This is a genomic window from Gynurincola endophyticus, assembly GCF_003991195.1.
Classification (GTDB): Bacteria; Bacteroidota; Bacteroidia; order Chitinophagales; family Chitinophagaceae; genus Gynurincola; species Gynurincola endophyticus.
On the sequence record NZ_RCWL01000007.1, the window covers coordinates 252,715 to 275,908 of the forward strand.

15 protein-coding genes are annotated in these 23,194 nt (G+C 38.4%); 13 read left to right on the forward strand and 2 right to left on the reverse strand.

Features of this window, described 5'->3' with window-relative positions; translation table 11 throughout:
- Positions 1-174: 174 nt before the first annotated feature.
- From D9O48_RS14105 to D9O48_RS14125, 5 genes are all read left to right on the forward strand, one after another.
- Positions 175-759 carry an RNA polymerase sigma factor gene (locus D9O48_RS14105; RefSeq protein WP_158624901.1) on the forward strand — a complete coding sequence of 195 codons (585 nt, stop codon included), beginning with the start codon at positions 175-177 and terminating at the stop codon, positions 757-759.
- Between the two features lie 72 nt (positions 760-831).
- Complete coding sequence (locus tag D9O48_RS14110) at positions 832-1,878, forward strand: FecR family protein (protein ID WP_126973619.1); 1,047 nt, start codon at positions 832-834, stop codon at positions 1,876-1,878.
- A gap of 71 nt (positions 1,879-1,949) precedes the next feature.
- A complete protein-coding gene (locus D9O48_RS14115; RefSeq protein WP_126973620.1) occupies positions 1,950-5,117 on the forward strand; it encodes a SusC/RagA family TonB-linked outer membrane protein in 3,168 nt (1,055 codons plus the stop codon).
- 10 nt (positions 5,118-5,127) lie between these two features.
- A complete protein-coding gene (locus tag D9O48_RS14120) occupies positions 5,128-6,564 on the forward strand; it encodes a SusD/RagB family nutrient-binding outer membrane lipoprotein (protein ID WP_158624902.1) in 1,437 nt (478 codons plus the stop codon).
- A 128-nt stretch (positions 6,565-6,692) separates the two neighbouring features.
- Positions 6,693-8,792, forward strand: coding sequence for a VPS10 domain-containing protein (locus D9O48_RS14125; RefSeq protein WP_126973622.1), 2,100 nt, complete (start codon positions 6,693-6,695; stop codon positions 8,790-8,792).
- 192 nt (positions 8,793-8,984) lie between these two features.
- Here D9O48_RS14125 and D9O48_RS14130 read toward each other — a convergent pair whose 3' ends face one another.
- A complete protein-coding gene (locus D9O48_RS14130; protein ID WP_126973623.1) occupies positions 8,985-9,452 on the reverse strand; it encodes a DinB family protein in 468 nt (155 codons plus the stop codon).
- 411 nt (positions 9,453-9,863) lie between these two features.
- On the opposite strand from D9O48_RS14130, the gene D9O48_RS14135 reads away from it, so the two are divergent.
- From D9O48_RS14135 to D9O48_RS14160, 6 genes are read left to right on the forward strand one after another with little or no spacing between them, the layout of a single operon-like run.
- The gene (locus D9O48_RS14135) at positions 9,864-13,118 is read left to right on the forward strand and encodes a SusC/RagA family TonB-linked outer membrane protein (protein WP_158624903.1); all 3,255 of its coding nucleotides are present in this window, start codon (positions 9,864-9,866) and stop codon (positions 13,116-13,118) included.
- Between the two features lie 18 nt (positions 13,119-13,136).
- Positions 13,137-14,576 carry a RagB/SusD family nutrient uptake outer membrane protein gene (locus tag D9O48_RS14140; RefSeq protein ID WP_126973625.1) on the forward strand — a complete coding sequence of 480 codons (1,440 nt, stop codon included), beginning with the start codon at positions 13,137-13,139 and terminating at the stop codon, positions 14,574-14,576.
- A 17-nt stretch (positions 14,577-14,593) separates the two neighbouring features.
- Positions 14,594-15,751 (forward strand): sialidase family protein, encoded by a 1,158-nt coding sequence (locus D9O48_RS14145; RefSeq protein ID WP_199750582.1) that lies wholly within the window; start codon positions 14,594-14,596, stop codon positions 15,749-15,751.
- 16 nt (positions 15,752-15,767) lie between these two features.
- Complete coding sequence (locus D9O48_RS14150; protein ID WP_126973627.1) at positions 15,768-16,673, forward strand: dihydrodipicolinate synthase family protein; 906 nt, start codon at positions 15,768-15,770, stop codon at positions 16,671-16,673.
- Positions 16,674-16,713: 40 nt separating this feature from the next.
- Positions 16,714-18,210 (forward strand): PKD domain-containing protein, encoded by a 1,497-nt coding sequence (locus D9O48_RS14155; protein ID WP_126973628.1) that lies wholly within the window; start codon positions 16,714-16,716, stop codon positions 18,208-18,210.
- 11 nt (positions 18,211-18,221) lie between these two features.
- Positions 18,222-19,886, forward strand: coding sequence for a sialidase family protein (locus D9O48_RS14160; RefSeq protein ID WP_199750583.1), 1,665 nt, complete (start codon positions 18,222-18,224; stop codon positions 19,884-19,886).
- Positions 19,887-19,948: 62 nt separating this feature from the next.
- Here D9O48_RS14160 and D9O48_RS14165 read toward each other — a convergent pair whose 3' ends face one another.
- Positions 19,949-21,040: an aminotransferase class I/II-fold pyridoxal phosphate-dependent enzyme gene (locus D9O48_RS14165; RefSeq protein ID WP_126973629.1), complete on the reverse strand. Its 1,092-nt coding sequence runs from the start codon at positions 21,038-21,040 to the stop codon at positions 19,949-19,951.
- 77 nt (positions 21,041-21,117) lie between these two features.
- Here D9O48_RS14165 and D9O48_RS14170 point away from each other — a divergent pair, with 77 nt between their 5' ends.
- Both D9O48_RS14170 and D9O48_RS14175 read left to right on the forward strand, forming a co-directional pair.
- Positions 21,118-22,302, forward strand: coding sequence for an MFS transporter (locus D9O48_RS14170; RefSeq protein ID WP_126973630.1), 1,185 nt, complete (start codon positions 21,118-21,120; stop codon positions 22,300-22,302).
- A 141-nt stretch (positions 22,303-22,443) separates the two neighbouring features.
- A complete protein-coding gene (locus D9O48_RS14175) occupies positions 22,444-23,166 on the forward strand; it encodes a FadR/GntR family transcriptional regulator (RefSeq protein WP_126973631.1) in 723 nt (240 codons plus the stop codon).
- Positions 23,167-23,194 lie beyond the last annotated feature (28 nt).

Sequence of the window (23,194 nt, forward strand, 5' to 3'; positions counted from 1 at the left end):
GCAGAAGAATACAGATGTTCCGTAGTGTTTTAAACGAAGTCTGTTTTTATCTTATTAATATATACCTCTTCATAACAAAAAGCCGGATAGTTCTAAAGCGTATCTGTTGTTTACATTTTCTTAATGTGCTTTTTGCGTATTGAACGATCGTCTGATTTAATTTTGTTTACTGTTATGTCTATTACAGATAACAAGGTACTGATACGGCAACTTCGCGATAATGATCAACAGATATTTGAAAATCTATATGATTATTATAGCCTTCCCATCTTTAAAAATATATATAAGCTACTTCCACATCAGCAAGACGCAGAAGATATTTTGCAGTCGGTTTTTATTCAATTGTGGGAAAACCGGTTGAAACTAACCGAAGATCAGTCTGTAGCCGGATGGCTGTTTACCACCAGTTTTTACATGACCATGAGCCACATCAGAAAAGTGGCTAAAGAACAATTAAAAGAACTCGAAGATTCTGACGTACATCAAATGATTACTGATGATACAGAGAATGATACTGATTTTTATCAGAAGAGAGTCGAAGTATTCAATCAGGCTGTTCAATTATTACCTGCCCGCAAAAAACAGGCTTTTGAACTTTGTAAAATCGAAGGCCGGTCTTATAAAGAAGCAGCTGTGGTATTAGGAATATCTGAAGAAACTGTAAAGGAATATGTAAAGTCAGCAATGTCAACTTTACGCAGATATGTACTTCATACAGATGCTTCAGTGTATCTGTTTTTTGTTTTATTTATTTCCTGAGCGGGTAATTAATATTTTGGTAACATACAAAACACCCCCCTCTTTTTACTTCTTTACATTTTATTATAGAACATGCAACAATTATCAATACTTATAGAGAAATGTTGGTCTGGAAAGGCTTCCACTGATGAATTAAATGAGTTACTAGTAAGATTAAACAGTGATGAAGCTAAATTGCTTGACAACTGGATGCAGATGCCGGACGGAACGATGCATGAGCATCAGGTGTTATTTGATAAAGCAAGATTAAAACAGCTGATATTGTCGGGTATTAAAGATAATAATCAAACACCGGTAATTTCTGTTCAACGTTCAGAAAGAAGTGTATATCTGAAAGTGGCTATGGTGGCAGCGGTGATAACTACTTTGTTTTTTTCAGGTTGGTATTTGTTTAAGCTGAATAAGGAAGAAGTATTCGACGGTGTTGAAAATATAGCAAGTGCCGGAAATGTAGTAGTGTCAGGAAGTAGCAGTAAGGTTTTTACATTGAGTGATAATAGTGAAGTGTTACTGTATCCTAACAGCTCATTAGAATATGATTCGATGTATAATGTAAACAGCAGAAAATTATATCTGAAAGGGAAGGCGAGATTTACTGTTACTAAAAATAAAGAAAAAGAATTTGTTGTTTACAGTGGAAAGGTTTCTACCACAGCTTTAGGAACTGTGTTTGAAGTGGATCTTCAAAATGACAGTACAATTGTATTGTTGATTGAAGGATCTGTAAAAGTACAATCTCACTCGGCAGATAGTGTTGATGTCGTTTATTTGTTGCCGGGAGAAAAGGCTGTGAATGGTCGATTAAGCAGTTTGAGAAAAGATGTTTGGGATGAATCTGTTGTATATAAAGAAAAATCGCCTGCAAAAATGAGAACTGATAAGCAGGCGAATAACAATAGCGAGTGGGTGTTTAAACAAATGCCTTTAGAGAAGGTATTGAAGTTGTTAATGCAGCAATACAATATTCATATTAATTATAACAAGAGTGAACTTGCCGGAATGATGTTTACGGGAAAGTTTGAAAAAAGCGATACACCGGAATCTATCCTGAGAGTGATCGTAAATATCAATAATCTGAAGTTGGATATTGATCAGAATGTCTTTACCATAAAGAAATAATTTAAAAAACAATAAGATTGAATGTACACACCCGGGCGTGTGCAGGCTACTTATTGCCCAAACCAAACAGTATGAAGTACTCAAAAAAGTTCAAATTGGTGTTAGCGCAGTTATTGCTGACAGTCCTTTTTTTGCACGCAAGTGCAAATGCCCAGGAGGGGATTATAAAGGGGATGATTGTTGATGAGAACAATACTCCCGTAGCAGGAGTAACGATTGAATGTAGCCCTGCTAACAAAGAAGATAAAAAATTTTACGGTGAAAGTGACCGTAACGGTAATTTCTCAATCGTAGGGTTGAAAACCGGAACCAGATATGATTTGCATTTTACACACGTAAGTTATCAGAATCATACCATTTCCGGAATTATGATCAATAAAGGAGAAAATAATTCTTTATTGGTAAAACTGAAAGCAGAAGATATGAATCTGCAGGAAGTAGTGGTTACATCTTTAGGTATTACTAAAGAAAAAAGAAAGTTAGGGTATGCCGTGCAGGAACTGAAAGAGGAGGAAATTAATACAGTTAAAGGCGGTAATGTACTCAGTAGCTTACAGGGTAAAGTGGCCGGATTGAACATGACGCAGGTATCCGGAGGCTTGGCCGGCTCTAACAGAATTGTACTTCGTGGTGAATCTTCTTTAAATATTAACAAGAATATCGCTATGGTAGTAGTTGACGGGGTACCGATCAATAATAACCTGGGTACAGGTAATAGTAGTGATTTATCTATTGATTACGGTAGCGGTGGTGCAGAAATAAATCCTGATGATATTGAATCAATCAGTATCATGAAAGGCCCGAATGCTGCGGCTTTATATGGTTCGAGAGCAGCAAACGGAGTGGTTATTATCAAAACAAAAAAAGCAACGCAGGATAACCGGTTAGGTATTTCTGTTAACAGTACTGTTAATTTCGAAACTGTTTTAAAAACACCGGATTTTCAAAATGAATATGGTGGTGGTACAGGCGTAGGCTTAAATTATTATTCTTATGGTGACGGCCCTGATGGCCCGAATACCTCTAACTCGGGTCATAATTGGGGTGCTCCTTTTCGCGGACAAAGTTTTGTTCAGTTCGGTTCTCCGATCGGAAATGACGGAAAACGCGTTCCTATTCCATGGCAGGCTTATCCTGATAATGTAAAAGATTTTTATGAAACCGGCACTACTTTAATGAACGGTGTATCGGTTCAGAAATCAGGTGATATCGGAAATTTCAGAGTGTCGTATAATAATTATGCTCAAAAAGGTATCATGCCGAATACTGAATTGAACAGACACCAGTTCAACACAAACAGTACGATCCATATTTCCTCAAAGCTGACTTTTAATGCTAATATTAATTACATCAATAGCTTTAGTGATAACCTGCCGGTAATCGGTTACGGGGGTGCTTCTCCTACCTATAATTTTATCTGGACGGAAAGAAACTCCACTATGGATTGGTTTAAAAATTACTGGTTACCCGGACAGGAAGGAATTAAACAGGACTACTATTTCACCTGGGGAGATAATCCGTACATGACCATGTATGAACAATTGAACAGTATGAAAAGAAGCCGCATTTTCGGTAATGCATCTTTGAATTATTCTATCTTACCGAACCTGACATTAATGTTAAGAACAGGTATTGATTATTCAGGAGAAACCAGAGCATCACAACGTCCTAAAAGTTCGGTGGTGGCCATTAACGGATTATATAGAAGACAAGACCTGAACTATATGGAGCGTAACTCTGATTTCCTTTTATCTTATACTGTACCGTCATCAAAAGATATCTCTGTTGCTTTAAGTGTTGGTGGAAATAATATGCAGATCAATACTTCCAGTAATACAGTAACTGCAAACGGATTGGTTATTCCGAACGTATATAATCTGGGAAATGCATCAGGACGTCCGTTGGTAGATGAGTTAAATACCATAAAAGGAGTCAATAGCTTATACGGTGTTGCTGATATTGATTATAAAAATATGCTCTTTTTGCAAGTAACTGCCAGAAATGACTGGTCATCTACTCTTCCGAAAGGAAACAATTCATACTTCTATCCGTCGGTATCTTTAAGTGCATTAATGACAGAAATGTTTCCGATTAAATCATCAGTTTTAAGTTATTGGAAGATGCGAATGTCTTATGCTCAGGTAGGTAACGATACGGATCCTTATCAAACCAGTGCTTATTATGAATACAATACTTTGCCGGGTACCGTAGGATTACCGGCAACAATTCCTAATACAAACCTGAAACCTGAAATTACCAGCTCTGTAGAAATTGGTACGGAAGTAAAACTTTTTAATAACCGTGTTAGTGTGGATGCTACCTGGTATGCTGCTACCAGTAAGAATCAGATATTAAGAAGTCCTTTATCGGGTGCCACCGCATTTGGTTCTAAAGTGATGAATGCCGGAAAAATTGAAAACAAAGGATGGGAAGCTATGCTAAGCATAACACCGATTAAATCACGTTTTGTATGGGATATCTCACTGACTGCTTCAGCTAACAGAAGTAAAGTGGTTGAGCTGGCTGATGGAGTAGAAAGTTATGTAATGGCATCTGCACAGGGCGCTGCTGTTGAAGCGCGTGTTGGAGGAAGAATGGGAGATATTTACGGTGTCGGTTTATTGAGAAATGCTGAAGGCAGAGTGATTTATAAAGACGGCGTACCGGTATTTACCAGTAATACCATTCGTTTAGGTAATTATAACCCCGACTGGATCGGTGGTATCAGAAATAATTTCCGCTATAAGAATATTTCTTTAAGTGTATTGTTTGATGGTAAGTTCGGCGGAAAAATTTACTCCTTCACTCATGTAACAGGAACAGAAGCTGGTAGTTTAGCCAATACCGTTCCGGGTAGAGAAGATGGAATTGTAGGAGATGGAGTAGTACTGAATAATGATGGTACTTATTCTGAGAATACACAAAGAGTTTCAGCTTATACTTATTACAGAGGTTATTACAAAAGACCGAATGTTGAATCGAGCACTTTTGATGCAACTTTTGTAAAACTGAGAGAGTTAGCCCTCGGATATAGTGTTCCTTCAAAGTTCCTCAAAAACAAATGGATACAATCTGCACACTTCAGTGTAACCGGACGAAACCTGTTCCTCTTTACCGGTGTACCGAATATTGATCCGGAAACATCATTTGTATCAGGCGGTACAGTGGTACCCGGAATTGAAAATGCGCAAATCCCTTCAACAAGAAGTATTGGTTTTGATTTGAAAATTACTTTTTAAAATGATTCCCATGAGAATATCTAAAATATTACTTGCTGCCACCTTATTGGTTTCAGCATGTTCCAAGGTTGACAATATTAATCCGAACGTTCCCACATCTGTAAACCCGGGCGTTGTATTACCACAGATTTTTTACAATGCATCGAACACTTTAGTGAACAATGCTTTTGAACTGAACAATGAATTGATTCAATACACCTGTATGAATAATACATTCACAGAAGTTCAGCGTTTTAAATTGTTGCCGGCTAACTCAAATGGAATCTGGAATTTGTACAACAGGTTCAGAGACCTCAACGATATCATAAGAATGAGTGAAGAAAACCCTGATCTGGTAAACTATGCAGCCATCGCCAGACTGATGAAAGTTTATATCTTTTCAGTATTAACAGATACTTATGGTGATATTCCTTACACTGAGTCAGGAAAAGGTGCTTCCGATAATGAGTTTACACCTAAGTATGACACCCAGGAAGAAATATATAGAGGTATGCTGGAAGAGTTAAAACAAATCTCTGCTTCTATTAATACAACAGGTACATTATTGTATGGCGGCGATCCGGTGTACAGTGGTAATATGACCAAATGGTTGAAATTTAGCAATAGCCTGCGTTTAAGATTGTTAATGCGTGTTTCCGGAAAAATGAGTACTGCTGTTTCAGAAATCAACGAAATGCTTTCATCTCCGGCAAATTATCCATTAATGGAGAATAATAGTGATAATTTAGTATACCGTTACTCCGGCAGTTTACCAGATGCAAATCCTTTATCTCCTACCTATGTCAGAGATTTTGATTTTAAATATAAATCGGTGAGTGCGTTCATCGTTGATTCATTAAAGAAATTCAATGATAGCCGATTAATGCAGTTTGCCCGTCCTACCAATGCCAGTGCAGGTACTGCAAATCCTGAGTATGTAGGTTTGCCGAATTCATTACCGGTAACGGAATCGGCAAATTATAATGGTGGGTATAATTTCCAGTCTTATCTGGGTACGCGCTTCCAATCTAATACAGAACCGGCTATATGGATGACAGTGGCTGAAGTACTTCTCTTAAAAGCTGAAGCAGCACAGAAAGGATTCTATGTAGCGGATGCGGAAGAATTATATGAAAATGGCATCAAAGCTTCTTTTGAATATTGGGGTGCTCAGTTTTCTGAAAGTTACCTGCAACAGGAAGGAGTAAAGTATGATCAATCATTGTCAAAAATTTATTTACAAAAGTTTTTTGCTTTGTTCTTTACAGGTATGGAAGCGTGGAATGAATACCGACGTACAGGATATCCATTACTGGTGCCGGGGCCAACCAATGTTAATGACGGAAAAATACCTACCCGTATTCCTTATCCGTTAAGCGAACAATCATTGAACAGAATCAACTATAATGAAGCTGCAGCAAGAATGGGTGGTGATAATATGAATCACCGCATGTGGTGGCAACCGTAGATAATTAAGAGTTGAGAATTAAGAATCAAGAGTTGCCATAGATGTATGAATGTAACCGCTATTAGTTGCGATGCATCTGTGGCAAATTGTTTCACTTATATCTGACCATTTATAAAAAGTAATTCCGTATGAAATATTTTCTTCAGCTTGTTTGTGTGCTGTTTTTAGGTGGAAATGAGACCACTGCGCAAAACAGCGGAGCATTGATGCAACAGGATTCTATTGTAAAATACTTTTCTCAATGGATAATCAAAGACGTGGCACCCGGTGGAAGAATTGATGCCATCCGTCAGTTAGATGAAAACGTAGTTCTTTGTGCGGCAAGAGGAGCGAATAAAGGCAAGCTATATATTAGCTACGATAATGGCGTAAACTGGGCTTTTCTGGCGCAGCCTGTAAAAGTAGATATTACCTGTATTGCGGAAACAGGAAATAAAAATGAATTTTATATCCTTACCGGAACAGCTGAAGTTTGGGGTACAAAAGACGGTGGAAAAACATGGAAGCATCTGAAAACTTTATTAGACAAAAATAAAAACAAAGAAGTGTACGCAGCAGCTTATGCGATCATGTATACACAGCAGGGAACACTATTGGTAACTGATACAGATTCTGATGGCGGACATATTTACCGCTCGGAAGATAAGGGACTTACCTGGAAAGATATGGGCGCAGTATCTCCCAACGCATTATATCGTTTGGAACGTGCCGGTAATGGTATTGTGGTGAACGGATGGCATGGTACCGTATATAAAAGTATTGACGACGGAATCACCTGGAATAAAATACAAAAACTTTCGGATGCAGCTCTTTTCGCTACAGAGTATCTGGGCATGAGTGTATTGTTACAGGCCGATCAGGAGGGAAATATTTATAGAAGTACCAATCTCGGATATGTATGGGATACCGTTACAAAACTAAGAGGAGCCGCAGATGATTTTGTGAATATCGGATATGGCGCTGCTTATTACAGTACCTATACTGACAGAAAAGAAGTATATGTAACTACAAATTACGGAAGAAGCTGGTGGTCGCTCGATACTTTACCCACTGTGGCGGGTGATTGGTTAGATCATGGTATCCGGGTGGAAACTAAAGATTCTATTATTACCTTATCCGGAACAACAATAGGATTTGTAGTACGAACTGCTTTTCATAAATATGCACTGGCAGGCTTTCTCGAGACCGTGAATCGTAACAAATCTGCAATTGACCAGTCGAATGCAAGTATGATCGATCAAAAAGCGATTATAGGAAGTCTGGTAGATATTCAGCATTTAAATGAACCGGAAGATATTATTATCCGTAACGGGTTTGCCTATATTCCTTGCAGGGATGGTAATAATGTGGCGATTATTGACTACAAAAATCCTTCGAAGCCATTTATTGCACATAGCTTAACAGATAAAGACATACTGGATGCTTTCAGTGTGGCTGTTGATAAAGATTATTTATATGTGTTATCAATGACCAACACAATGATCAGTATATTCAATATTTCTACTCCCTCAAAACCGGTTAAAGTTGCTGCTATCAGTGTTGGAGGTGAAGGAAGTTATCTGCAACATTACCGTTCAAATTATACCAGGTTAAGAAAGATCATTGTGCAGGATGGATTTGCTTATATTACGCATAGCTCAGAAAGTAAAGTGTATATCATGGATGTAAGCAAGCCGTCTGCCCCACGTATCATCAGTAGTTTTCACACAGGAGATGGAGCCTTTGCTGCAGCTGTTCATAATAATGTGTTGTATCTGGCAGGTTATGGTCCGGGCTCATCATTAATAACCGTAGATATAAAAGATAAAACGAAACCCGTCATCACTTCTAAAATTTATGATGCAGTAAAATTGCAGGGTTCATGTGCAATAGGTATCTACGGAAAAACTTTATTGGTAACGGCTTACAATGCAGAAACCATATGGAGTTTTGATATAACCGATCCGTTAAAACCTAAAACAGTACAGGTGATTGGTGATGTTTCGATGAAAGGTCCGGGTAGAGTTGCTTTTTACAAGAATAAAGCATTTATACTAAACTCGGTGAATCATTCGATAGCAATGATTGATGTGGATGCTGATGGTAACATGAAACTTGAACAATACTTTCAGCACCCTCTTTTAAAAAGAGTATACGGAATTGCTATTGATCATGACAAATTGTTGGTAGCCGGCAGGGAAGCGAAGAGTTTTATGATTGTAGATATTAAACAGCTGATTAAAAAATAAGTCTCTTAATCTCTCATATAGCAAAGCCATCGGTCTGATCGGTGGCTTTTTGTATGAAGTGATTGAATAATCATGGCTATACTTATAATATACGAAAAAAAGCTGAAACGGTCAACTTTAAGCTGAAAGAACCAAAACGTGAAGAGAAGAACACCAGGCAATGACATTATTCTCTTCACGTTTTAATAAAAACTATCTTTCCCAGAAGAATGGCGGTTCTATACCTAAAGCTCTTAAATAAACAAAAGCCTGGCCTCTGTGGTGAATTTCGTTTTCCAGAAAATAAATGAAATGGTGTTTAATAATGCCGTCATAGGTTTTAAAAAGTAAGAACTGATCATTGAATCTTTCTTCAGGAATTTGATTGTATAAATCAATAATTTCTTTTTCAGCGGCATCCCAAAGTTTTAAGAGTTCCTCTTTGTTGGCGAAACTTGGCTTTTCATATAATTCGGCATCTTTATTATTAACAATAGACTTTAAAGAAGGTACCGGAATGGCCAGTAATTCTGCGCATAAATGACCAAAATCACGCATGCCGCCAATCGTAAAACTGAATAGTTCATTTTCAGGATAAACTTCGATAACTCTTCTTGTTAATTTTCTGTTGCCTAACCAGATCTCTAAAAATTCTTGCTTGTTGAAAATTGCATTACTCATTGCTGTAAATTTTATACTGCAATTTCGCACCGGCGGGCGACAACCCTATGTCAGCAGAAAAAAATATTTTTTAGCCTACAATCTTTTTAATCTGCTATTAAGATACCTCTTGTTAATTAATATAATAGTCATTCAATCAGTTTGTTACAAGGAGTATTAAGCATTAGCTTTAGCGCAATGAAGGTGTTTTGTAGCACTTCATAAATGCATAATGTAAATTTTTTTGCTAAAAATTAGGTTAATTATCAATTTTTTATATTTTTGATATGTAGTACATATTATTATGTTCTACAAATTCAATTGATATAAGAGTCGGTATGTGGTCTATGTAATTGAATGTCAGTTGTTTTGAGTTGAGTTCAGTTCTTTAAGAAATACTTTTTTTAGCGACTTTAATTGAAAACAATGTTTATGAAACGAATCGCTGGCTGTATGAAGTCTGTCTTCATATTACCCCTTTTATTACTTTTTGCCAGTCAATCGACTATGGCGCAATCTACACTCTCGGTAAAAGGTAGAGTGAATGCTGAAAGCGACCAATTACCGTTGGTCGGAGCTACTATTTTACTGACTCCTAAAAATCAGATTCTGCAAACTGATGAGAATGGAGTGTTTTCTTTTACAACCACAGACAGTGTGATTAAACTGACGGTGAGTTATGCCGGTTATCAGACAAAGGAATTTTCCTACACGTTGAAACAGGCGAATACCGAATTGAATCTTTCTCTGGCGTCTACTTCTAATCTGGAGCAGGCGGTAGTAATTGGTTATGGTACACAAAAAAGATCTAATGTAACGGGTGCTGTATCCAGAGTGGATTCTAAGGAGTTTGAAAACGCGCCTTCACAAAACCCTTTGGTTCAGTTACAGGGTAAAGTGGCAGGTTTGAGTTTACAGATTTCTGACGGACAACCTGGTGCTAACCCACAGATCTTTTTAAGAGGTGGTAGTTCTACTTCTCCTGAAAGCGATGCACCGCTTTTTGTGGTAGACGGAATTGTTGGTGCGATGAGAAACATCAGTGATTTAAATCCTGATGATATTGAAACCATGCAGGTATTGAAAGATGCTTCTACTGCGGCTATTTACGGTGCACGCGCAGCAAATGGTGTAATTATTATTACTACCAAATCTGGTAAAGCCGGTCGCCCGAGAATCAGTTTTAAGTATACTCATGGTATCGATCGCCAGGGGAAAAAATATGATTTTACTTCGGCGAAAGATTATTTATATGTAACCAGAAGAAATATTGCGCAGTTTAATACCACCAATCCTGATTTCTTCCTGAGTGGTGGAGCATATGGTATGTCTACCGGCAATGGCCGTAATGCCTATAACACTACTGCGTTTTTAGATAAATATATTCAGGATTATGGTGCTGATTATGTTGCAGGTTTAATTGAGAATGAGGGTTGGGAAACAATGGTTGACCCTGTAACCGGTAAAAAACTCATCTTTAAAGAAACCAATTACCAGGATGTTACTTTTACTGAAGCGAGCAGAAAAGAATTGGATGTTAGTATCAGTGGCGGTAATGAAAAAGCTACTTACTATATCGGTTTAGGTACATTAGATCAGGATGGTATCGTATTGGGTTCTTTTTATAAAAACTACAATGCATTATTTAATGCCAGTTATAAAATCAGTAATAGCTGGACGTTGAATGCCGGTATGACCTACCAGATCAAAAACTCAAATGGTATTTCTAACTATCAGAATGTATTAAGCCGTTCTGTAACGATGCCATTTACCTATCGTTTGAATTTTGAGAACGGTTTACCTGCGCCGGGTGAAGGGGTGAATAACTTCAGAAACAGAAATCATGAGGTTTATTACAGAGATCAGTATTCTGATAATAAAGTATTGAGAGCTACCTATAAGTTGGGTGCTACCTGGGATATCTTACCGGGTTTAACTTTTAATCCTACTTATTATTATTTTACTACTGAAGGCTTAGAGTCAAGATTTGAAGCTTTCAATGAAGTGATGAAAGACCGTAGCGCTTCTGAAGCACATAACTTCGATCGCGTATCTCAGTTAGATGCGACTTTCAATTATACTAAAACCTTTAAAGATGTTCATAATCTGAACGTTTTATTAGGTACGAGTTATATCGATGAGTTTATGTACAGAATGAGCGGAACGGGCAGAGGCGCACCAACAGATTATATTAAAACACTCAGAGCTACTGCACAGGAAACTCAAAGAGTAACTACTAATCATAATGAATATACAACGCTCAGCTATTTTACGCGTTTGAACTATGATTATGATGGTAAATATCTTTTTAGTGCTGTATTAAGAAGAGATGGTTCTTCCAGGTTTGCAAAAAATAGAAAATGGGGTTACTTCCCTGGTTTCTCAGTAGGTTGGAATGTACATAAAGAATCTTTCTTTGACGCAGTGGATGCGGTTTCTTCATTGAAACTGAGAGCCAGCTGGGGACAATTAGGAAATGACGGGATCGATCCTGGTCACTCTCAAGGGGTTTATTCTACCGGATATACTTATTTAGGCGAAGCAGGAATTTTAAATACTACACTGGCAAATGATAACCTGAGATGGGAAACAACCACTTCTTTTGATGTGGGGGTAGATATCGGTTTGTTCAATAACAGGGTTAATATCTTACTCGACTACTATTCTAAATTAACGACTCACAGAATATTTGATAAGCCACTTGATTTATCAACCGGTTTTTCTTCTATCAAAAGTAACTATGGGTCTGTGTTAAACAGAGGTTTTGAAGTAGAAGTACAGGCAAGTCCGATCCGCACCAAAGATTGGTCGTGGGATATGGCAATGAGTTTCTCTTTCATCAGATCAACCGTTCATAAACTACCAGAAAACGGAGAGTTGAAAAACAGAACGGGCGGTAATACTATTTACGATCCGGCTACCAACAGTTATGTAAGGGTAGGAGGTACTGCAGAGGGTGAGCGTTTCGGGCAACGTTATGCTTATCACCTGATTGGGGTATACGCTACTGATGCTGATGCAGCGAATGCACCGCGCGATATGGATGCAGCCGAACGTACTAAAGTAGCAGGTGATGCTATCTGGCATGATGTAGACGGAAATGGTCGTATCGATTACAGAGACATGGTATTCATGGGTTATATCCGTCCTGATAAAACAGGTGGTATGCAGAATACGGTTCGTTACAAAAATCTTTCGATGAGATTCGTGATTGATTTTGCAATGGGGCACGTAATTGATAATTCATTCAGAGGTCGTTTGATGGCGAGTGCACGTAACAATAACATGGCTTTAAGTGATGTATTGACTGATAAAGTTTGGCAAAATCCGGGCGATATTGCTTCTATTCCAAGATATACAGTACAAAGTGATGCCGATTACAATTTCAGAAACCACTTGCGTAATTCGAACGGACTTGGATCTTCTTCAGGTTATACCACCAATAACTCACTGTATTATTCAAAAGGTGATTATCTCGCATTCAGAGAAGTTTCTTTCACCTACAGCCTGAAAGGGAAGTTCCTCGAAAAATTGTATATGAAGAATCTTGATTTGTTCTTTGGTGTATTCAATATCGGGTACCTCACTGAATATACAGGTTTAATGCCTGAGATCTATACTGGTAATGATCAGGGATCATATCCAAGACCTCGTCAGTATAACTTCGGTATTAAAGCAGGTTTATAACGTAAAAATTGTAGCAAAATGAAATCTTTATATAAATATTTGATGATTGCGGTGTTTGCTTCTTCTTTAGCAGCCTGTAACAAATTGTTAGATGTAAAGCCCATTGCATGGATTTCTTCTGATTCTTATTGGAATACTGAAGGCGATGTGTTGGGATACATGACCGGTATCTATTCTGATTTACGCGGTTTAATGAACAGTACTTATCACTTTGAAGACCGTGCCGACCATTTCGTAGTAGGTTTGGAAGGTCCGGGTTCTGATGCATGGCAGCAGATTCTGAACGATGCCAATGCACCTTCATGGTTAGATCATTATAATCTGATTCATCACACGAACCTGGTGATTAAGTATGCACCTGAAATTACTTTCAGTAATCAGAATACTAAAAACAGGGTGATGGCAGAAGCTTACTTTGTAAGATCTTATGTTTACTTTTTGTTAACCAAATCATGGGGAAAAGTTCCGTTGGTGGTAGAGCCTACAGAAAGTGATAACGATCCCTTACCGGCCCGTGCTGGTACAGATGAAATCATGAATCTGATTCTCAGTGACGTGAACCATGCGATTGGTTTGTTTCCTGAAGCAGGATTTGTACATAAGAGTAAAGCATCCAAACCGGCTGCTTATGCACTCAAAGCAAATGCATTTTTGTGGAAAGCTAAAGTACAGAACGGTGGTACCGCAAGTTTAGACAGCGCGTTGGCTGTAATAGATCTGGCAAAAGCACAAACTTCTCTGGTAGATGATTTTGGTAGTATTTTTTCTTCTGCAAACAAGAATAACCCGGAAGTTATTTTTTCACTTCACTTCCAACGTGATGAACGTGCTGATCATTACGGATCAAGATTAAAACCAAGAGATATTTTTCTTAATCCTGCAGTGAATAAAGAAGCATTGGCATATGCAAGATCAGGCGCAAGAAGTACTTATGCACCTTCTACTCAGCTAATGAATGCTTTTGCCGCAAATGATAAAAGAAGAGATATCAGTTTTATCAGAGCGGTAGATGCTAATAGTAGCGTAATAGGAGTATTCGATAATAAATTCAGAGGAACTTATTATACAGATGCAGATGACAGATTCTACGATGATAATATTATCGTTTACCGTCATGCTGATATGATATTATTAAAAGCAGAAATTCTGGCAGCTAAAAATCTTCCTAATGATGCTATTACAGAGTTAAATCTTGTACGTAACAGAGCCGGTATCGGAAATTATTCCGGAGCTACTGATAAAGTTTCTGTTGAGAGAGAAATTCTGAATGAACGCGGAAGAGAATTGTTCCTGGAGTTAAAAAGATGGCATGATCTGTTACGTTTCCATTATGCCGGAACAATCGATGTGTACAATGTTGTACCAAAATTAAACGGGTTAAATACACCGCTTTATTTCCCGATTCGCGGTACCTGGATTGACCTGAATGGTAACCTTGAGCAAACCGATGGCTATTAATGCTAAAATTTAAAAGAATGAAGAATCTATTATATATATGCTTGTTAATGGGAGTGTTTGCCAGCTGCACTCCAAAAGAAAATATGCTAGGTCCGGATGTTATTGCTATAGATAACCCTATCAGGGATCTGGATTCTACTGATGCTATTTTTAAGCGCAGATCGGAAGGGTATTTCTGTTTCAGAATTCCTGCAATCGTTAAAACTAAAGAAGGAACTTTACTGGCTTTTGCAGAAGCCAGAAAGAACAATTGTAGTGACGAGGATGATATCGATTTAGTATTAAAACGTTCTACTGACGGAGGTAAAACATGGGGGCCGTTAATGGTGGTTTGGAGTGATGGCAATAACACCTGCGGTAACCCTTCTCCAATTGTAGATCAGGTTACAGGTAGAGTGGTGTTATTAATGACCTGGAACCTGGGTACCGATAAAATCGGAACAATCAATGATGGAACCAGTACAGATACCCGCCGCGTTTTTATTACTTATAGTACTGATGACGGACTTAACTGGGATGCGCCCAAAGAAATTACCAATGATGTGAAGAAGCCTGAATGGGGATGGTATGCAACCGGCCCTGTACACGGATTGCAGATTCAATCCGGACCACACAAAAACAGAATGGTAATTCCTTGCGATTACATTGAACTGAGAAGAAACGGTGGTAAAGGATTCTCTCACGTGATTTATTCTGATGATCTGGGAGATACCTGGCATATCGGCGGAATCAGTCCGAACGAAAGAGCTAATGAATCAACGGTTGCAGAATTATCTGATGGCCGGTTAATGTTAAACATGAGAGCAACCGGAAGAAATGCACGTTGGGTAGCCGAAAGTGAAGATGCGGGCCTTTCCTGGAAAAACATGCGCACTGATTACAATCTGGTAGAACCGGTTTGTCAGGGCAGTTTATTAGACGCTTACGTAAATGGCCAGCATACTTTATTCTTCTCTAATCCGGCCAGCACTGCCAGAGAAAATATGACCATTAAAATGAGTACAAACAATGGTAGCAGCTGGGATAAATATGTGCGTATTCACGCAGGCCCTTCGGCTTATTCTGATATCGTGATGATTAATGACCAGACGGTAGGGATTCTGTATGAAGGCGGTATCGCTAATCCTTACGAGACGATTACATTCAGAGAAGTACCGGTAACATTATTTAAATAGAAATAAAATAACATACATGAAGGTTAATGGATTAATTGCAGCAACATTTGGTTTTTTTCACCAAGACGGAAGTATCGATTTAACACCTATTCAGGGTATTGTAGATCGATTGGTTGCTGAAGGAGTGTCAGGAGTTTTTGTTTGCGGATCAAATGGCGAAGGCCCGAATTTAACAATAGAAGAAAGAATGCAAATCGCAGCAGCATACGTGAAAGCTGCTGATAAAAGAATTCTGGTATTTGTTCACGTAGGACATACTTCTATTCACGAATCTAAAAAATTAGCAGTACATGCTGCTGAGATCGGAGCTGATGCATTTTCATCTGTTGCCGGATTCTATTATAAAGGATTTTCTGTAGATGCACTGGTGAATTCAATGGCTGAAATTGCCAGCGCAGCACCGGCATTACCATTCTACTATTATCATATTCCTGCTATTACCGGTGCTCAAACTGATATGATTGAGTTTCTGAAAAAGGCAGAAGAAAAAATTCCTAACCTGAACGGCATTAAATACACCGCTTCTACCTTACATGAATATCAGGCTTGTCTGAATTACAAAGATGGCAAATTTGATGTTCTGTTCGGATACGATGAATTGCTACTGAGTGCATTAGCTGTAGGTGCTAAAGGTGCAATCGGAAGTACATATACTTTTGCAGCCCCTATCTATTTAAAAGCTAAACAGGCTTTTGAAAGCGGTAACCTGCAACAGGCACAACAACTGCAATTTAAAGCAGTACAAATGGTGCTGGCATTATGCAGATATCCTTCTATTCCTGCCCAAAGAGCCATCATGGAAATGATGAACTATCAGGTAGGACCATGCAGATTACCATTACAACCCTTAAATCAACAACAATTTAGCAATTTGAATAACGAATTGAAAGAAGTAGCATTTTTCGAAACAGTAAAAAACTAATTCGATTGTTACTATTCAATGACTTTTAAATTTTATTGTCATGAAATCATATTTTGCCATATGTGCTTTTATGCTGACCGTTCTTTTTGCCTGTAAAAAAGACGAAATTGATTATACTATTGTTCCTAAAATAGGGGCTGATAATTTTGAGGTTTTAGCAGAAAGTACAGTGAAATTTATTGACGAATCAGAAGGCCTCGTCTCTAAATGGTTCTGGGAGTTTGAAGGTGGTACTCCCGCAACTTCAGAACTTTCAGGCCCTGAAGTATTTTACGCAGCACCAGGTAAATATCGCGTTAAGCTCGTTGTAAAGAACTCTAATTTTGAAACAACCTTAGTAAAGGAAGAGTTAATTACTGTAGGATATAATCAAATCACTCCTGATTTTGAATTTGATAAAGCTCAGATCATTCAGGACGAAAGTGTTCAGTTTACTGATAAAACCACCGGTTTGCCAACAGAATGGTTGTGGACATTTACGAATGAAAATAACTATTCATTTACTTCTACTGAAAAAAGTCCATTGATTAAATTTGAAGAACCGGGTATTTATACAGTAACGCTGAAAGCTAAAAACCCTGTTTCAGAAAAAGAAATCATCAAAGAAGATGTAATCACAGTGATCGATCTTACCGCGGTGAATGCAGATTTTAAAGCTACTACCACTGCTACTTATACCGGTGCTCAGATTACTTTCAGTGATTTGTCAATCGGTACGGTTGAAAACAGAACCTGGACTTTTGAAGGAGGCTCACCGGCTACTTCTTCTGATGCCAGCCCTGTAGTGACTTATTCAACTCCGGGAAGATATAAGGTTACTTTACATGTTTCGAACTCAGAGAAATCATCTACTAAAGAAGTAGAACACTATATGATGGTCGTTCCGGGCAATCAATTAGCAATGTTCTTCCCGTTCAATGAAGTATTGGCAGATGCGGGTCCGGCAGCTATGTTGATTGAAAGACACGGAACCATCGACACCGTTACGGTAAATGACCGTTTTAATAATAGCAGAACAACTGCTTCGTTCAGCGGAACACAGGGCATTCTGGTTAAATCGAACGGTATAATGAACCTTGGTCTGAATGACTTCACTATCTCGGTATGGGTGAAAACCAACTCTTCTGCAAGAATGGTACTTTGGCAGGAGGCGGGTAAAAATCAAACCGGCGATAATCAGTCATGGTTAAGGTTAAATGATAATACAACCGATAGAAGAATGAGATTTAATACGGAAGCTCCCGGTGGCGGATCGATTATCAATCTTGGTGAACCGGGCGATCTTCGCAATAATGTGTGGCGTCATGTGGTTTGCGTAAGAGAAGGAACTTCTATGAGAGTATACGTAGATAATATCATGGTAGGATCAATGACTACACCGAATATCAGAAACGTATCAGGAGATCAGGATTTCAAAATTGCCTTCCAGGAAGGTCCGACCAGCTTCTCCAACTTCCTGATTGGTGCACTGGATGATTTAATTATCTACAAGAAAGCTTTAACGGCTCAGGAGATAACAGATCTGTTTAATTTATAATAAAGTATCTTATGAATAGGAAGATTGCGGGTTTAATGTTGTTATTGATGAGTAGCTGTACTGTTTTTTCGATACAGGCACAAACAGGTTTAACGATCGATCAACATGAAGTTCAGGTGCCGATTTTGAATAATAAACATTCAAATGCACTGAGCATACTGAAAATAAATACAGCAAAAGCAGAAAAAATAAACCTGAATCTGGTAGCTGACTTTACAGGATCTACCAATATTCAGCACTTGAAAAAAGTTTATTTATTCAATACTAAGGACAAGTTACCCTATGATCGGGTAAAAACCGAGCAACTCCCTTTGATTGATTCCGTTAATATTAACGGAATCAATCAAATTAATTTCTCTGCAGAAGTAAATCTTAAAGCCGGAGAAAACTATTTGGTGATTGCATTGGGTATTGATCATAAAACGCCTTTGTCTGAGTTTATTTCTTTTGATTTAAAGAATATCAATGTGAACGGGCAAAAGGTTGATTTTACTACTTCCAGAAAAGTAGCACAATTAAAAGTGGCAACCGGCGTACGTTTTCATCAGCAGGATAATGTGCACACTTCAAGAATCCCCGGTTTGGCAACAACTCATAAAGGAACTCTAATTGCCATTTTCGATGCCCGGTATGAAAGAGAAAGAGACCTGCAGGGGCACATGGATATTGCCCTCCACCGTAGTACCGATGGCGGACAAACCTGGCAGCCAATGCAAATTGCATTAGACAAAGGTGAATGGGGTGGGTTACCTCAACGATTCAATGGCGTTTCGGATGCAGCTATTCTCGTTGACAAAAACAGTGATAAAATTTTTATTGCCGGATTATGGATGTACGGCGTGATCAATGAAAAAGGTGAGTGGATAAAAAATCTTACTGACACGTCTACCATCTGGAATCACCAATGGAGAACAAAAGGCTCACAACCTGGTTACGGAGTAAAACAAACATCACAGTTTTTAATTACCCAAAGCAGTGATGACGGCTTAACCTGGTCGGAACCACAGAATATTACGAAAGCTAAAAATAAAAAATGGTGGCTGTTTGCACCGGGCCCGGGTAATGGAATTACCATGGAAAATGGAACATTGGTATTTCCTTCACAAGGCCGGAATGAAAAAGGTGTGCCGTTCTCAAATGTTACTTATAGTAAAGATGGTGGTAAAACCTGGAAAACATCGAATGCCGCCAGTCATGAAAGCACAACAGAAGCAGCGGTGGTTCAACTAAACGACGGTTCGTTGATGTTAAACATGCGAGGAAATAAAAACCGTGAAAACCTGAGTGATTCAAACGGAAGAGTGATTGCCACAACGACTGATCTTGGAAAAACATGGACGGAACATCCGACTTCCAGCAATGCTTTAATTGAACCTACCTGTATGGGAAGTTTATATAAACATTTTTATCAGCAAGAAAATCAGAATAAATCATTGTTATTTTTCTCTAACCCGAGTTCTAAATCATTCAGAAACAACTTTACTCTTAAAGTGAGTACTGATGACGGTAATTCATGGCCCGAAAAAAATTGGGTACTGTTAGATGATATGCGAAGCAGGGGATATTCCAGCATTAGCAGTGTAAATGAACATACCATCGGTATTCTGTATGAAAGTGGTTCTGCAGATCTTATTTTTCAAACTTTCACTTTAGAAGAATTGAACTTAAATCGTTAATAGCCCCTCAATCTGTTCTATACACCTTGTTGCGCTGCAACAAGGTGTTTTTATTTGAAGCACTACTGAATGGCTAATGCTTTCAGTAGTTGATCGATATCTTCTTTTTGATGAGCCGCATTAATAATAATTCTGTTTAACAACGGATCACTCGCACTTGGATAAGCAAAGCTTGAAATCAATATTTTTTGTTGCTTCAGTTGCCCGAACAACTGCTCGTTTGCACTTACATAAATCGGTAGTTCCTCTACACAACTGAAAGGTTGTGTAAGCTTTTCACGAAAATATTGATTGTTGATTTGCAATGTCTGATAAGCATGACGGTAAATATGCTGTGCTTCTACATAAGCATACATACTGGCGGGAGCTGCCGGTGAAGCACCGATAAACATACCGGATTTTCTTAATTGATCAATAGTTGCTTCGTCTGATAATACCAAACCCGCACGAATGCCCAGGCCCTTGGCCATAGACGCTACTACAATGTTCGTAATATTTTTTTGTTGAGGAAGTGTCTGATAAACACCTTTCCCTTCGTTACGCGTAAAACCAATGCCATGCGAATCGTCAATAATCAAAGTAACCTGCTTTGACGGATCAATCGTAGAAAAATCTTCAAAGTGTAACAAGGCAGGCTGCTGCGGGTCAACGGCATTTGAAACAATGATAAACTTTTCTTCAGGTGAAGTGTTGATGTGATGAATCGTATCTCTTTTCCAGCTTTCGAAAGATGTAATTTCTACCGACGGTTTACTGTTTAACCAAATAGCAGGGTGCGTTAGCGGACTGAAAAGAATATTTTTTTCACTAAAAAAGCTTTGTACTACCAGCTGTGCAGCCAGGTAACCGCTGGAAGTAACCAAAGCAGCCGGGGCATGATAATTAGCTGCTATCAGTTTTTCAGCCTCCGGATAAATATTGAGCTGAACATTGTTATTGCGGGATGTTCCGTTGTTGAATCCCCATTTTTCAATGCCTTGTATGTAAAGTGATTTAAAATCATCGTTTTGCGAAATACCCAGATAATCTGTTCCGCTAAAAAACAGATAATCTTCCGATAAAACGGAAAATTTTCTTGACGTTCCGCAATCTAAATGTCTGAACGGATCAGGAGAGTTAGTATGGCTCATCATCAAATTTACAACTATTCGCATTATCAGGAAATCTGGAAAAGTGTAAGAAAGAGATATTGTGAATTTACCTACTTTTACTTTTTTAGAAGAAGCTTAGAATGAATACAAGAATTTTACCTCTTACTTTAGGAGGATTGGGAATCGGAAGTGCAGAATTTTTAATCATGGGTTTACTGCCGGATATTGCTACAACTTTCAATGTATCAATTCCTGACGCTGGTTATTTAATTTCTATTTATGCATTTGGAGTGGTGGTGGGTGCACCGTTATTGGTAGCAGGCACCGGAAAAATTGCACCTAAGAAAGTGCTCATCGGCCTGATGATCGCTTTTACCATCTTTAATGCATTGGCTGCTGTTGCACCTACCTTTTGGACAATGTTTATTGCACGGTTCTTTAGCGGGCTACCGCATGGCGCTTTCTTCGGAATCGGAACTGTAATGGCCAGCCGTTTAGCGGCTCCCGGAAAAGAAGCCAGAACCATTTCTATGATGTTTGCCGGATTAACCTTTGCTAACCTTTTAATGGTTCCCCTGGGTACACAACTTGGTCATATGGTTTCATGGAGATGGGCTTTTGCTTTGATTGCGTTGATAGGATTAATAACAGTGCTTGCAATCGTCTTTTTGTTGCCGGATGTAAAAGCTGTGCAGCAGGGAGGATGGAAAAAAGAAGTCAGACATCTGATGAAATTAGATCCTTTATTGCTGATATTGATGATTTCTATCGGAACCGGCGGATTATTTTGCTGGATCAGCTACATCGCACCAATGATGAGAGACCTGGCAAAAGTAGAGCCGGGTAATATCTCGTGGATTATGGCATTGGCCGGATTGGGAATGTGTTTTGGTAATATTTTAGGAGGACGGCTGGCTGATAAACTCTCTCCGCCAATCACTGCGCTGATTAGTTTTGTAGGGGTTGCTATCTGTTTAGCCATTAACTATCTGACAATTTCTTATACCGTAATCGCAGTTACAATGGTGTTTTTCACTGGTTTAATCACTTTTACAATCGGCGCACCGATACAGATGATGATGATTACGACTGTGAAAAAAGCACAAATGCTGGGCGCATCGGCATCACAAGCAGCCTTTAATATCGGAAATGCTTTAGGTGCTTTCTTAGGAGGAATTCCTATCGCACTGGGATTTGGACTTGCTTCTCCTTTACTCGTAGGAATTGTAATGGTACTCGTCGGTATTATACTCTTGTATCTTTTTATACAAAGGCAAAAAGAAACCGGAAATACTTTACCTGTAGTACCAACGTTAGAATCATGACAATATGAAATAACCGATAAATGAGAATTGTATAAAAAAACTCATCATTAGAATAGAATAAACATCGTTAAGTTAGTATATTGCTGAATGTTTGTTTGTTGCATTGCCATAGTAAACATCTATTAATATTAAAATCTCCATATGGCTTCGAGCAGGTTAAAAAGTGAATTAAAGATCAATAAAACAAAAGCAGCCGGTAAGGAACGCAAAAAGAACCCTTCGGCTACCATGGCTGATATTGTTGAAACAAGATTGAGAGAGTATCTCAAGAAAAAATCTTTTCGACCTGGCGACCCTTTACCTAAAGAAATGGAACTTGCCGAAGCATTAGGCGTAAGCAGAAACGTTATACGTGAAGCACTGAGCAGATTAAGGATGTTAGGAATGATTGAAACAAAGAAGAGAAGGGGAATGGTACTCACCACTCCTGATATATTAAGCAGTTTCGAAAGAGTATTAGATCCGTTAATCATTGATGATAAAAATCTGAAAGATATTTTTGAACTTCGTTTAGTATTGGAATTAGGATTGGCTGATCTGTTGTATATGAGAAAAACAGATAAGGATATCGAAGAACTGGAAACTATTGTTAAAAGTGAAAATGCTGACGAAACCGAATTCCGTTTGAAGAATGAAATTGCTTTTCACGGTAAGTTATACGAAATGACCGGTAATGATACATTAAAACGATTTCAGAATATGTTGCTACCATTGTTCGGATACGTTATTCAACTCGAAAAACAATATCAACCGGCTACCGTTTCTCATGCCGATCTGGTAAAGATTCTGAAAAATGGAACAAAAGATGAATTCAAAGCTGCAATGACAGCTCATTTACAACCACATTTGCAGCGATTAAACTGAAAGTCTGCACTTCAATAAATTACTTCAG

Coding starts and splice junctions, on each gene's coding strand:
- D9O48_RS14105 (WP_158624901.1), top strand. CDS start 175: ATGTCTATTACAGATAACAAGGTACTGATACGGCAACTTCGCGATAAT.
- D9O48_RS14110 (WP_126973619.1), top strand. CDS start 832: ATGCAACAATTATCAATACTTATAGAGAAATGTTGGTCTGGAAAGGCT.
- D9O48_RS14115 (WP_126973620.1), top strand. CDS start 1,950: ATGAAGTACTCAAAAAAGTTCAAATTGGTGTTAGCGCAGTTATTGCTG.
- D9O48_RS14120 (WP_158624902.1), top strand. CDS start 5,128: ATGAGAATATCTAAAATATTACTTGCTGCCACCTTATTGGTTTCAGCA.
- D9O48_RS14125 (WP_126973622.1), top strand. CDS start 6,693: ATGAAATATTTTCTTCAGCTTGTTTGTGTGCTGTTTTTAGGTGGAAAT.
- D9O48_RS14130 (WP_126973623.1), bottom strand. CDS start 9,452: ATGAGTAATGCAATTTTCAACAAGCAAGAATTTTTAGAGATCTGGTTA.
- D9O48_RS14135 (WP_158624903.1), top strand. CDS start 9,864: ATGAAACGAATCGCTGGCTGTATGAAGTCTGTCTTCATATTACCCCTT.
- D9O48_RS14140 (WP_126973625.1), top strand. CDS start 13,137: ATGAAATCTTTATATAAATATTTGATGATTGCGGTGTTTGCTTCTTCT.
- D9O48_RS14145 (WP_199750582.1), top strand. CDS start 14,594: ATGAAGAATCTATTATATATATGCTTGTTAATGGGAGTGTTTGCCAGC.
- D9O48_RS14150 (WP_126973627.1), top strand. CDS start 15,768: ATGAAGGTTAATGGATTAATTGCAGCAACATTTGGTTTTTTTCACCAA.
- D9O48_RS14155 (WP_126973628.1), top strand. CDS start 16,714: ATGAAATCATATTTTGCCATATGTGCTTTTATGCTGACCGTTCTTTTT.
- D9O48_RS14160 (WP_199750583.1), top strand. CDS start 18,222: ATGAATAGGAAGATTGCGGGTTTAATGTTGTTATTGATGAGTAGCTGT.
- D9O48_RS14165 (WP_126973629.1), bottom strand. CDS start 21,040: ATGCGAATAGTTGTAAATTTGATGATGAGCCATACTAACTCTCCTGAT.
- D9O48_RS14170 (WP_126973630.1), top strand. CDS start 21,118: ATGAATACAAGAATTTTACCTCTTACTTTAGGAGGATTGGGAATCGGA.
- D9O48_RS14175 (WP_126973631.1), top strand. CDS start 22,444: ATGGCTTCGAGCAGGTTAAAAAGTGAATTAAAGATCAATAAAACAAAA.